We start from the raw sequence: 12,229 nt of genomic DNA on the forward strand, positions 1-12,229 counted from the left end.
TTGTGAGTAAATTAGTAATTGTAGCAATCGGCGGTAATTCGCTAGTTAAAGATAGCGGAAGTGAATCTATTCAAAGTCAGCAAGAGGCAGTTGCACAAACGGTCGAACATATCGCGGATATGATTCAAGAGGGCTATAAAGTAGTTGTCACACACGGTAATGGACCACAAGTTGGTTTCACATTACAAAGAAGTGAAATTGCTAACGAGGTAGCTGGTATGCCAGCAGTACCACTAGTAAACTGTGTGGCTGATACACAAGGTGGAATTGGCTATTTAATTCAACAAGCATTAATTAACGAACTATCTAAGCGTCAAATTGATAAAAAAGTAGTAAGTGTCATTACACAAGTTGAAATTAATGAAGATGATCCAAACTTTATCAACCCTACAAAGCCGGTGGGCTCGTTCTTTACAAAAGAGCAAGCGGATGCAATGTTAATTGAACATCCAGATTGGAAAATGGTAGAGGATTCTGGTCGGGGCTATCGTCGTGTTGTGCCTTCACCAAAACCAATTGATATTGTAGAAAAGGATGCTATTAAATCATTAATTGATAATGATTATGTCGTGATTGCTGTAGGTGGCGGTGGCATTCCAGTCATTAAAAAAGAAAATAATGTCTATGAAGGCGTTGATGCAGTCATTGATAAAGACTTTGCGACAAGCTTATTAGCAGCACAAGTAAATGCAGATTCCTTAATTATTACAACTGGTGTTCCTCGTGTGTTTATTAATTTTGGTAAGCCAGAACAACAAGCACTTGAAGAAATTACAGTAGAAGAAACAAAGCAACATGTTCTAGATAATCAGTTCCCACCAGGAAGTATGCTTCCAAAAATTGAAGCGAGCCTAAGCTTCATAGAAAATGGTGGTCACCGAGTGATTATTACAAACCCTGAAAGTCTAAAAGAGGCAATTAATAATCAAGCTGGTACTCATATTATTAACTAGGAGGATTCACGGTATGGATTATATTCAATTAGCAGTTGAAAAAACAAAAGAAGGTATCGATCAAAATATTGGCGGACCTTTTGGTGCAACAATTGTACGAGGTGACGAAATCATTGCCGTTGTAGGGAATACAATGAATCGTGATACAGACCTTTCTGCACATGCAGAAATTGTGGCTATTCGTGAAGCTTCTAAAAAGTTAGGAACAATGGACTTATCTGATTGTGTTATTTATGCTACTTGTGAGCCATGTCCAATGTGTGTTTCAGCAATTATTTGGGCAGGTATTAAGGAAGTACATTATTGCAATACAGCAGAAGATGCTCACAAAAATGGCTTCTCTGATATGCATATACGCGACTATTTTTCAGGTAAAGATACAAGCGTGCTAAACATGCACAAAATCGAGACTAGAGAAGACTGTGACAACCTGTTCGTGCATTTTAATGAAAAAATGGCAGAAGAAGTAAAATAATAACCGTTAGCTAGCTTTGAGCATTCAAGCCTAACAAAATTAGGACTGCTCAAAGCTTTCCGTAGACATACATTAGAGGAGGGGTCTCGTCAAGGAGAATCCCTTTTCTAATTTTAAACAAAAAGTTGTAAGATTCTTGGTACAATGAAATAAATAATCATGCTGTTAACTTGATTCAGCAATATTTTTTGTACGAAAAGCAAAGCATTGAGCAGCCATTGCGTTAAGGCGTAATTAGTAGGGCAACGAGCATTATTGGGTCAAATTTTCATCTTCGTAATTCATAAGAAGGAGCTATTTACATGGTCTATAAAGAACGATATCAACAATTACTAGATAATATGAATCAATATAATTCAGGAGAGAAAGGGATTACGAGAGTTGCTTATACGAATGAAGAACAGGCTTGTTTACACGCTTTTATTCGTTTATGTAAAGATGAAAATCTTCAAATTCATATTGACCATTGTGGAAATCTTATTGCTCGAAGAGAAGGTAGTGTACCAGGACTACAGCCTGTTGTTATAGGGTCCCATTTAGACACTGTTTATCAAGGTGGTAAATATGATGGTGTTGTTGGCGTAACGGCTGGACTTGAGATTATCAAGCGATTAAATGAGCGTTCTATTGTGACAAAGCATCCGATTGAAATTATCGCCTTTGCTTGTGAGGAATCCTCCCGATTCGGTGTTTCAACAGTTGGAAGTAAAGCGATGGCGGGTCTGATAGAGAAAGAAAAGTACCGTCATTTAGTAGATCGAGATGGTATTTCCATGGAACAGGCATTTGCACATTGTGGACTTGATTTTAGTAGTATTGATCAAGCAACAAGAGTAGAAGAAGGATTCCATGCATTTTTTGAATTACATATTGAACAAGGACCATTGCTAATTAACTATGAAAAGAAAATTGGTATTGTAACAGGGGTTGCCGCACCAGTTCGTTTATTGATGAAATTAAATGGGAAAGCGTCCCATTCAGGCACGACACCGATGAATATGAGAAAAGATGCCCTTTTAGGTGCATCAGAATTGGCATTAGAATTGGAAAAAGCAGCGATAGCAGAGCAAGAGTTTGGAACAGTGGCAACGGTAGGAGTATTAGACGTTGTAGCAGGTTCCATGAACGTTGTCCCAGGGGAAGTAGAGCTGACAGTAGATATTCGATCATCTTCTGTAGAATCAAGAGAGCGAGTGCTTCAACATTTGTATACAACTATTACAAACGTGCAAGAAAGGAGACAGCTTTCCATTGAATACAATGTCATTAGTTCAGAGGAGCCTGTCCTACTTTCTCCAACTCTAATGAAAGAGCTCGAAACTATTTGTGTCGAAAAGGAACTCTCCTATCATTATATGCAAAGTGGAGCAGGACACGATTCCATGAATATGACCAGACTCGGACCAGTTGGCCTTATTTTTATTCCATCTCTAGATGGATTAAGTCACCATCCAGATGAGCATACAGATTTGGAGGATATATTATTAGGGATAGATGTCCTAGAAGAAGCTGTTTTAAGATCGGCTTCTGTCATCTAAAGTTTGGCTTTGTTTAGCAATTTTTGGAGGATTAAAGTAGTTTTTAATCTAGTCAATAAAAAGACGACCTTTCCGTACTAGAAAGTCGTCTTTTTTATGTGAACAGAATGGTTAATCGGTTTCTTCTGATTGCCAATTTTGATTTGAATGAGCATCATCGCAATGACCATAATAATCATACCAATAATGGCAGTTGTAAAATTGCCTGTGAAATCACGTATGAGACCGACAAAGAAAGGTCCAAGTGCAGCAAATACAAAGCCAACCGATTGTGTCATAGCGGCTAAGAAGCTAGCCTCCTGAATATCTTTGGCTTCATCAATTGGTAATGTTAGACCTAATGAAAATAGCCCACCTGCACCAAGACCAATTAAAATACTGCTTAGCCAAGGATTATAACTAAACAATAGCATCAATAGACCAATTAATTCTAAAGCTGAACAGCCGAGGAGCCATACAGCTCTATGCTGAAAGCGGTTATTTAAAATAGGTACTAAAAACGTTGCCGGCATTTGCGCGACTGTTAATAGTGTCAGCATCATACCAGCATCTCGTTTATTGTAGCCCATATTTTCGGCAATTGGTGGTAACCAAGCCATTATGGTATAAAACATGAAGGCCATTATGCCAAAGAAGCCTGTTAAAAGCCAAGCCTTTTGATTGGTTAACATGTGCTTCCTATAAATGTCTCGATCCAAAGTATTTTGGTTGGGAGTAGCAATCTCCTTATGCTCGATTGGCTTCCACCAAAAACATATAGCGATGAGAGCGAGAATAGCCCAAGAGGCAGTAGCAACTTGCCAGGAATGAAACATATTATTTAATGGAAGCGAAAGCCCAGAGCCTAATGCAGCTCCTACCACTAATGCTAACGAGTAGATACCAACTATACGAGAAGGATTTGAAAATTGCTCTTTAATATAGCCAGATAATAAAGGGCTAACGATTGCAATACCGATGCCGGATAAAAAGGCAGTTAGAAGCATCACCCAGCTAGAATAAGCAAAAAATCTGGCAGCTGTTGCTAGTCCAATAAGAATTAGGGAGTAGGCAATGGTCCGCTCTATGCTCCAACGATTGGCAAGTTTAATAGCAAAAGGGGCAAATAAACCCATACACAGCACTGCCAAGGATGTTAGCAAACTAGCGGTAGCCGCACTCATGTCTAATGATTCGCGGATCGTTCCTAACAAAGGGGAGACAGAGGTGATGACCGGTCTTAAATTAAAAGAAGCTAAAATTATAGCGATAATCGGCACAATCGTACGTTTTATATTCATTCTCTTTCAACTCCGTTATATCAAATAAATAAATAGATTTCCCAATTGAAGTCTAAACTAATTTGAATGATTGAACAATACTATTATTACTATTACAATAATAGTTATAAACTATGATAGGATGTGGTCGTTGTGGAAATACGTCATCTTCATTATTTTATGGCGGTCTGTGAGGAGCTACATTTTACAAAAGCTGCTGAGAAACTTGGTATATCACAGCCAACATTAAGCCAGCAAATACGCATATTAGAAAATGAACTGGGTATGCCTTTGTTTGATCGGATAGGTAAAAAAATTGTTGTGACAGAGGCTGGTTCTCTTTTGTTTAGCTATGCTACAGAAATGCTTAATACATTACAAAATGTCAAAGATGCAATTAAAGATTTACAGGAGCTGCAAGGTGGGCAAATAAGTGTTGGAATTATGCCTTCAGATTTAGACTATCGGATTACACAGCTTGTTATTGATTTTCATGAAAAATTTCCAAAGGTAAAACTGAAGATACTAGCATCCATTGATATTATGCGGCAAGTTCTTGAAAATGAAGTGGACATTGGAATTGGAACGAATGTAGAGGCGGATGATCGTTTGGTCATGATTCCTTTATGTCGGGAGGAATATGTGTTAGTCGTTTCAAAAGAGCACGCATTGGCGAAGCAAACTGCAATCACAATTGCCGAATTAAAGGAGCTTCCGATGGTTATGTATCCAGAAGGTTTTCTTGGGAGAGAAGTGGTAGAAGATGCTGTAAAAACACATGGTTTTCAGCTGCATACTATTCTTGAAACAAGTTCTGTTACTTCCATTATGAATCTTGTTCGAGAAAATATTGGCGTGACAGTGCAACCTTATCCCTTGATACAACAAATGAATGATCCTAATCTATGTAGTATACGTATCTTGAATGGTGCCCCAAGTCGTAGCCTATCAATTATTTATCGAATAGATCGCTATGTCAGTCAAGCAACGACAGCTTTTATTGAACAACTCAAAGAATATTTTACGGGCTAAAGCACAAACGACTGTTAAAAAAATTATAGAAAAAAGTTCCTTTTTTTGAAGAGTTCACATATACTATTATAAACCGACAGTCAGTCTATATATGTAGGACAGGTGAAAGAAGTTTTTCATTTCTTCATCTTGTACCTACATTTTTTTACAGTCGTAAATGACCGACTGTCGGTCTAAAATGGTGAGAGGTGATTTTAATTGAACAGATCCGTTAAAGTAATAGGCTTTTCCCAAGATTTTTTAATGATGGTTGTTGGTCAGATTATTTCTATTTTAGGCTCAGCCCTCCTAAGATTTGCCCTATCACTTTTTGTCTTGGATTTAACGGGAAGGGCAGATCTTTTCGCTGTGCTCTTTGCTATTTCAAGCCTTCCTATTTTATTTACACCATTTGGTGGTGCTATAGCAGACCGTTTTAACCGACGCAATTTAATGGTTGTATATGATTTTATTAGTAGTTTTATTGTTCTAATTTTCTATTGTATGTTACTGACAGATAATTATTCTGTGTTAGGGATCGGCCTTGTCCTTGTGTTACTTTCCTTTATTAGTGCGATGTACGCACCTGCTGTCATGGCTAGTATTCCATTATTGGTTGAAGAACAGAAGCTTGAGCAAGCCAATGGAATCATTAACGGGGTTCAAGCATTAGCTGGTGTGACTGCACCAGTACTAGGGGGCATCTTATATGGGGTGCTTGGTCTGAAAATTCTTGTCATCATGAGTGGATTATTATTTTTCTTAACAGCTATTTTAGAAATGTTTATAACGATACCATTTGAGCAGCGTGATTATCATGGACAATTAGTACGTACATTGATCAGTGATATGAAAGGAGGGTTTAGCTATGTCATAAGGCAAAGATTTATTTTAAAATGCATATTACTAGCCGCTTTATTGAATTTATTTTTTACACCTCTATTCATTGTGGGTGTGCCAATAATCCTTCGTGTCACAATGGAAACTGGTCATACATTGTATGGAATTGGAATGGGCAGCATAGATTTGGCAACCATTTTAGGCGCATTAGCAATGGGCTATTTTGCCACAAAGCTTCGCATACACAGCCTATACATTTGGATGTTTGTGACAGCTTTATTCGTAATCCCTATGGCTATTGCTGTCTTGCCTCCGTCGCTACAAATGGGTCTTTATCCTTCATACATTCTATTTATAGGGTGTGCTGTTGTGATCGCGATGATCATGACGGTGATTTCCATCTACGTCATGACACTTGTCCAAAAGGGAACGCCAAATGAAAAAATGGGGAAGGTTATGGCCATTATGATGGCAGTATCACAATGTATGGCTCCTCTTGGGCAAATAGGATATGGCTTCCTATTTGAGGACTTTCGTAGCCATATTTATATACCAATCCTCATGATATGTGTGGTTGTCCTATTGTTAGCGTTCCTGACCAATAGATTATGGCGATTAGAGGCTAAACGATGAAAAAAACCACCATTAGTTTTATCAAGACCTAAATTGTAAAAGTCGTAAAATATAAATGGTGATACATATTAGTCATATATAATATGTATCACCATTTTCTTCTTGCTCAACAATCGCGCATGATTATGGAACATCATAAGCACCTGTTTTGTAATACTAACGCAGTTTAATTTAAGTACAAACATTCACAATCTTTAAGATGTTATCATGTGTGATTGACTAATAGATACCAATACTATTTTCACTGTAAAAATTTCCGATAGTTAGATAAAAATCCATCTATTGTAACTGTTTATATAAATTCAGAATTGTTAAACTATTATTAAATACCAAGGATACACTTGAAACTTAATTCTTTCAGGAGGGATACAAATGGAGCAAAAGTTACATTTAATTCCATATCAAGTGAATGAAGTGGTCGAAGTGGTCGAAATGGTGCCAAAAGGTATTGAACTTATTGCAGCACCAAAAATTTGGGAGCATTCTAAAGGGAAGGGAATTACTGTTGCGATATTGGACACAGGCTGCGACGTCACCCATCCTGATTTGGGTGGGCGTATTATCGGCGGACGGAATTTCACTCGTGATGATGATGGACAACCTGATGTATACACCGATTATAATGGCCATGGAACCCATGTGGCTGGCACAATTGCTGCAATCAGTAACGGCACAGGAGTAGTTGGTGTTGCACCTGAAGCTAGTTTATTGATTTTAAAAGTGCTTGATAAAAGTGGATCAGGGCAATACGACTGGATCATAAATGGTATTAACTATGCAGTTGAACAAAGGGTGGATATCATCTCCATGAGCCTCGGAGGTTCTGTCGATGTACCTGAGTTACACCAAGCTATTCAAAATGCAATCACTAATCAAATTCTAGTAGTTTGTGCTGCTGGTAATGAGGGAGATGGACAGAGTTCTTCAAATGAATTGGCCTATCCTGCCTGCTACAATGAAGTCATCAGCGTCGGATCCATTAACCTGCAACGCAGTTCTTCTGAATTTTCAAATTCGAATAATGAAATCGACATAGTAGCCCCTGGTGAAGAAATCCTTTCAACGTATTTAAACGGAACTTATGCAAAACTAAGCGGAACTTCGATGGCAACACCGCATATATCCGGTGCACTTGCACTCATAAAAGAGAGTGCCAACAGAAACTTTGAGCGAAATCTGACCGAGGCTGAGCTGTATGCACAATTAATAAAGAGAACGATTCCTTTAGGAAACTCGCCAAAACTCGAAGGCAACGGATTGCTGTACTTAACAACAGAGGAATACTTATCGGATGTGTTCAACCAAAAATTATCTGCACAGGCGTTGAAAATATAATGGAAAAACTAGATTTGTTATACAGTGAATGGGAAACGGCCAAGTCAGACTTTTTAAACTATAAGGAAAATCGACCCTATTATGATGAAAAGAAAGATAAGGAAGTCAGAAATCAATACTATCAGAGCATTTCATTCACGGATGCTAATCTTTTAGACAGCCTTCATACATTGCTTGAAAAAACACATACAGATCAGTTAAACTACAGCCCGCACCGTTATGTGTACCCTTGGGTTGATTTGCAGGAAAACGGTTCATTAAAAAGCCTTTATTCTGGAAATAGAATGGATCCACTTTCTGTCATAGATGAGGACGTTCGGCTCCATGAAATGCAGGCAAAAGGGTTAATCAGCATCTTTTCGGATGATTTATTAAACTGTGAACATGTAGTGCCTCAATCATGGTTCGATAAAAAAGAACCGATGAGAGGAGACTTGCATCATCTATTCGCCTGCGAAACGACCTGCAATAGCAGTCGCAGCAACTACCCTTACTACGATTTCCACGATTACGTCCCTGAAGGATTAATTTTAGGAATCAAAGATGGCTGCGGCAAAGCTGAAGGAAGTAAATTCGAACCAGAATACGGGAAAGGAATCGTTGCTAGAGCAACACTCTATTTCCTAATTCGGTATCCAAACACTATAAAAAAAGAACTAGAGAATGTCTCTTTATTGTTAAAATGGCATCAATCTTTCCCAGTATCTATCTATGAAAAGCATCGCAACTTAGCTATCCATGAACTTCAAGGCAATCGGAACCCATTTATTGATTTTCCAGAGATTGCAGAAAATTTCGTAACAAATTAAAAAACACTAATTCCCTTATAAAAGTACAAGGGAATTAGTGTTCGCTTTTTTTATATTAAACGCAACTAATGGTATAATTGCTACATGTTAAATCCACTCTTCGTTCACAAGCATATTTTTATAGGTAACTATAGCATTTGCCCTGACTTATAAATTGATAACAAGCCCCTAAACTATCGTTTGGGGACTTTTCTTTGTTTACCGTCTTTTTTATAAACATCTCAACTTTATTTCAAAGCCACAAATTCGTTGCTTTTAAATAAAGTTTGAGCAAAAATACCTCGAAAACCCTTATAAGAAGAATCCCTTTTGAAAAAAATTGATGAAAACGGATTCTTCCTCTGTGAAGTATTGTTTAATTTTTATAAAAAAGTTTGAGCATTTTCTGTGATCTAATCTTCAACAATACCAATTCCTTTTCCTCTCTTAAAATGCAGGTATCGATTTAGTAGCCTTCTAAAATTTTGACAAAGATGATTTATGAAATTGATTCAGTTAATTTTAAACATAATAAAAAAGCACTCTCTCAAGAATGCTTTATAAGTCGGGGTATATTGTTGTATTGTTAAACTTTATATCTATCTCAAAATATTGCTGATACCTGTTGAAATAAACTTTCTTTAATCAGCTTGATTTTTAGGATGATTTTTACGATGAAGCTCAGTAAGATCTTTTATATAATATAATGAATAGTCATCTCTAATATCCACTTCAAAAAAGTAATAATTTTTAGTTTCTATATCTTTAACTTCTATTTCAAACAACCCCATTCCTCTTAGGTAATTGATTTCTTCAGATTTTAAATTTTCTCTACCAATGCCATAGTTAATTTCAATATAGTTTTCCACATAGTTGTATACGATAGCGTTTCGAGATTTAGAATTAAAATAAATATAATTAACAAAAATAACTACTATACAAAATAATAGATTAAAGATAATTATTTTTTTTTTCATTTTCCTCTCCTTCCGCCATGATTAAGTATCAAGATTATATTTATTAATAATTACAATTTGTCAAACTATAAGTATTAGGGTTTTTCCTGTTTTGTCTAAATACTTTAAATATTTCATAGCTGCCATTACTGGAAATCCCTTTTGATTAAGCAATATGTACCTCTTATTGTTGTTCTCAAAGATAACCTCTTGGACCTTAATAGCACTTCACCTCCAAAGTTATTAAATATTACTTGGTCTAAAGCCTTCACTAACTGTAGGCTACATACATTGCCGCCAAAAAAGGTTCATTATATACATATTAAACTATATTTTCAATATCTAAATAACAAATCTAATATGGATAAAAAGAGAATATACGCTCTTATATTGAACATAATATCCTCTTATTAGTTTAGTCTATTTAATTACTTGGTGGTTTTCCTTGGAAGGAACCTGTTAATTAAAATCTTCTTGTTCTACGACGCTGTAGCCTATTGCTATTAGACTGAGTTGAAAATGATGGCATGAGCAATGGAAGTCGCTGCTGTGCATTATTTCCTACATGAACAGTAATAGATTCCTCTTCAATTATAGGATCTTCACTCTTTTCCTCATGTAAGCGAGCTTCTGTAGTATTTAATAATGGTGCGGGAGACTCGTTATGATGGGTAGTACTTGTCGTGGTGTTAGTAGCATTTGTCGTACTAGTTGTATTTGCTGTAGCAGTCTTTTCTTGATGTTGGGTAGCGTGTTCAACTGCTGCATGTGGTTGTTGGACTGCGTGGACATCCTTCATGACAAGAATAGGACGCATCATATCGTGGTCCTCATGCTCAAGGAAGTGACAATGCCACATATAATGACCGATATGATCTTTCCAGTGCATAATAATTTTAGTGACCTTACCAGCATCTGCTTTCACGGTATCCTTCCAACCTTGCTCATAGTCTCGTGGTTCTTCAGGAGGCCCTGTGAATTCTACGATGCCTTCATTTTGATAGCGTTCAAGGTCAAAAGGTCTTCGTTCCAAAATTTTAAATTGGATAAGGTGTAAGTGAATAGGATGTATGAAAGGTGTAGCATTAATAAAGTTCCATATTTCCACACTATCCAAAGATGGTTTTTCTGTTGCTGGATCATGGTACATACGATCATTTAATAATAACATTGGTCGGCCATATTCATCGGTTGTAGCTGTCAGTGGCAATTGTCTTTCAATATGTGCATGGTGTGGATGAAGATCCATGGAAACAGCAAGTCTTTCTGGAATTTCACTTGTATCCTCACATTTTAAAGGAAGTGTAACTCTAAATAGCATAATGACATTTGTGTGTTCATCACTGAAATCAGTATCAGCATTCATTAAGGTGATTTCCTGTCCCTCGCAGCTTGAAAAATCGATAATGATATCTGTACGCTCAGCGGGTAGAAGCTCAACATATTGAATGGTCTTGGGTGCGTTTAAAAATCCGCCGTCTGTACCAATTTGAACCATTGGCTGTTCATTTGAAAGTCCGATGACATAGCCCCTACGATTGGAGCCATTGAGAAAGCGAAATCTATATTTACGGGGCTCCACTTCTAAATAGGGCCATAGTTTTCCGTTGACAACGATTGTATTGCCAACAAAGCCAGGGGTGATGGAGGGATGGACAGGAACAGGGAATGGTGGTTCATCTGGATAAAACAAGGAGCCATCCTCATTAAATGATTTATCTTGAATTAAAATCGGATATTCATAGTCTCCGCAAGGTAAATTAGAACGTTCCTCAAGTGCATCTCTTAATAAATAAAAGCCTGCTAAGCCTGCATATACATTTAGACGTGTTAAAGCCATTGCATGGTCATGGTACCACATAGTAGTACCTGGCTGGTGATTAGTATATTCATGTATTTCTTTAGTAAATTTTGGTCCAGTATGGCGGTAGTCTCTTGTGTACCACGCCTCTGGATGACCATCACTTTCCCAATCCACATTGGCTCCATGTAGGTGAGTGACGGTTCTTACCTCTTGTGAATCGTTGGCAGCGTGGAGCGTAAAGTCTACTGGCAGAAAGTGTTGTAAGGGTAGCTGGTTTTTATATTTCACATAGATGGTTTTATCTTTTGTAGCTTCAATGGTCGGCCCCGGATAAAGCCCATTGTAACCCCAAATTAAAGATTTTGGAAAATGCTTATGGAAACGGTGCTCGCCTTCCATCATGACCAATTCATAATAATCATTTTTTTGTTGCCCTCGACAATATTTAGGTTTAGCTACGACAGGTTTTGGAAGTTCATCTACAAATTTTGGAATAGTTGCTGGATCAGAGGGGTTTATTTGCATACTCACAACATCACGTCCCTTTTCAATACTTTAAATTTGCTCATTATCTCATCATATGGGTGAAAACAATAGGTAACGAGGACAATAATGGAGAAAAATGTGTAAAAACATA

General features: G+C 37.2%; 10 protein-coding genes and 1 pseudogene. 7 read left to right on the forward strand and 4 right to left on the reverse strand.

Features of this window, described 5'->3' with window-relative positions:
* Positions 1-2: 2 nt before the first annotated feature.
* From arcC to OU989_RS07245, 3 genes are all read left to right on the forward strand, one after another.
* Positions 3-953: a carbamate kinase gene (gene arcC, locus OU989_RS07235; RefSeq protein ID WP_274796446.1), complete on the forward strand. Its 951-nt coding sequence runs from the start codon at positions 3-5 to the stop codon at positions 951-953.
* Positions 954-966: 13 nt separating this feature from the next.
* Entirely contained in the window at positions 967-1,428 is a 462-nt protein-coding gene (locus OU989_RS07240) for a nucleoside deaminase (RefSeq protein WP_274796447.1), read from the forward strand.
* A 302-nt stretch (positions 1,429-1,730) separates the two neighbouring features.
* Positions 1,731-2,966 (forward strand): Zn-dependent hydrolase, encoded by a 1,236-nt coding sequence (locus OU989_RS07245; RefSeq protein WP_274796448.1) that lies wholly within the window; start codon positions 1,731-1,733, stop codon positions 2,964-2,966.
* A gap of 77 nt (positions 2,967-3,043) precedes the next feature.
* Here OU989_RS07245 and OU989_RS07250 read toward each other — a convergent pair whose 3' ends face one another.
* Complete coding sequence (locus tag OU989_RS07250) at positions 3,044-4,246, reverse strand: MFS transporter (RefSeq protein ID WP_274796449.1); 1,203 nt, start codon at positions 4,244-4,246, stop codon at positions 3,044-3,046.
* 132 nt (positions 4,247-4,378) lie between these two features.
* On the opposite strand from OU989_RS07250, the gene OU989_RS07255 reads away from it, so the two are divergent.
* The 4 genes from OU989_RS07255 (at position 4,379) to OU989_RS07270 (ending at position 8,853) form a co-directional block, all read left to right on the forward strand.
* On the forward strand, positions 4,379-5,257 hold the full coding sequence (locus tag OU989_RS07255; RefSeq protein WP_274796450.1) for a LysR family transcriptional regulator: 879 nt from the start codon (positions 4,379-4,381) through the stop codon (positions 5,255-5,257).
* A gap of 243 nt (positions 5,258-5,500) precedes the next feature.
* A complete protein-coding gene (locus OU989_RS07260) occupies positions 5,501-6,709 on the forward strand; it encodes an MFS transporter (RefSeq protein WP_274797291.1) in 1,209 nt (402 codons plus the stop codon).
* A gap of 372 nt (positions 6,710-7,081) precedes the next feature.
* On the forward strand, positions 7,082-8,044 hold the full coding sequence (locus tag OU989_RS07265; RefSeq protein ID WP_274796451.1) for a S8 family peptidase: 963 nt from the start codon (positions 7,082-7,084) through the stop codon (positions 8,042-8,044).
* Positions 8,044-8,853 (forward strand): endonuclease I family protein, encoded by an 810-nt coding sequence (locus tag OU989_RS07270; protein ID WP_274796452.1) that lies wholly within the window; start codon positions 8,044-8,046, stop codon positions 8,851-8,853. Before OU989_RS07265 ends, OU989_RS07270 begins: the two co-directional genes overlap by 1 nt.
* Positions 8,854-9,473: 620 nt before the next feature.
* Here OU989_RS07270 and OU989_RS07275 read toward each other — a convergent pair.
* The 3 genes and pseudogenes from OU989_RS07275 to OU989_RS07285 form a co-directional block, all read right to left on the reverse strand.
* On the reverse strand, positions 9,474-9,809 hold the full coding sequence (locus OU989_RS07275) for a histidine kinase (protein ID WP_274796453.1): 336 nt from the start codon (positions 9,807-9,809) through the stop codon (positions 9,474-9,476).
* Positions 9,810-9,887: 78 nt separating this feature from the next.
* Positions 9,888-10,010, reverse strand: a pseudogene (locus tag OU989_RS07280) (tyrosine-type recombinase/integrase); the annotation flags it as partial.
* A 241-nt stretch (positions 10,011-10,251) separates the two neighbouring features.
* Positions 10,252-12,117, reverse strand: a complete 1,866-nt coding sequence (locus tag OU989_RS07285; RefSeq protein WP_274797292.1) for a multicopper oxidase family protein — start codon at positions 12,115-12,117, stop codon at positions 10,252-10,254.
* Positions 12,118-12,229: the final 112 nt, after the last annotated feature.

The organism is Lysinibacillus irui, from assembly GCF_028877475.1.
GTDB lineage: Bacteria > Bacillota > Bacilli > Bacillales_A > Planococcaceae > Lysinibacillus > Lysinibacillus irui.

Bases quoted from the DNA above. Each gene is read 5' to 3' on its own strand.
- OU989_RS07240 (WP_274796447.1), top strand. From the start codon at position 967: ATGGATTATATTCAATTAGCAGTTGAAAAAACAAAAGAAGGTATCGAT.
- OU989_RS07245 (WP_274796448.1), top strand. From the start codon at position 1,731: ATGGTCTATAAAGAACGATATCAACAATTACTAGATAATATGAATCAA.
- OU989_RS07250 (WP_274796449.1), bottom strand. From the start codon at position 4,246: ATGAATATAAAACGTACGATTGTGCCGATTATCGCTATAATTTTAGCT.
- OU989_RS07260 (WP_274797291.1), top strand. From the start codon at position 5,501: ATGATGGTTGTTGGTCAGATTATTTCTATTTTAGGCTCAGCCCTCCTA.
- OU989_RS07265 (WP_274796451.1), top strand. From the start codon at position 7,082: ATGGAGCAAAAGTTACATTTAATTCCATATCAAGTGAATGAAGTGGTC.
- OU989_RS07270 (WP_274796452.1), top strand. From the start codon at position 8,044: ATGGAAAAACTAGATTTGTTATACAGTGAATGGGAAACGGCCAAGTCA.
- OU989_RS07275 (WP_274796453.1), bottom strand. From the start codon at position 9,809: ATGAAAAAAAAAATAATTATCTTTAATCTATTATTTTGTATAGTAGTT.
- OU989_RS07285 (WP_274797292.1), bottom strand. From the start codon at position 12,117: ATGCAAATAAACCCCTCTGATCCAGCAACTATTCCAAAATTTGTAGAT.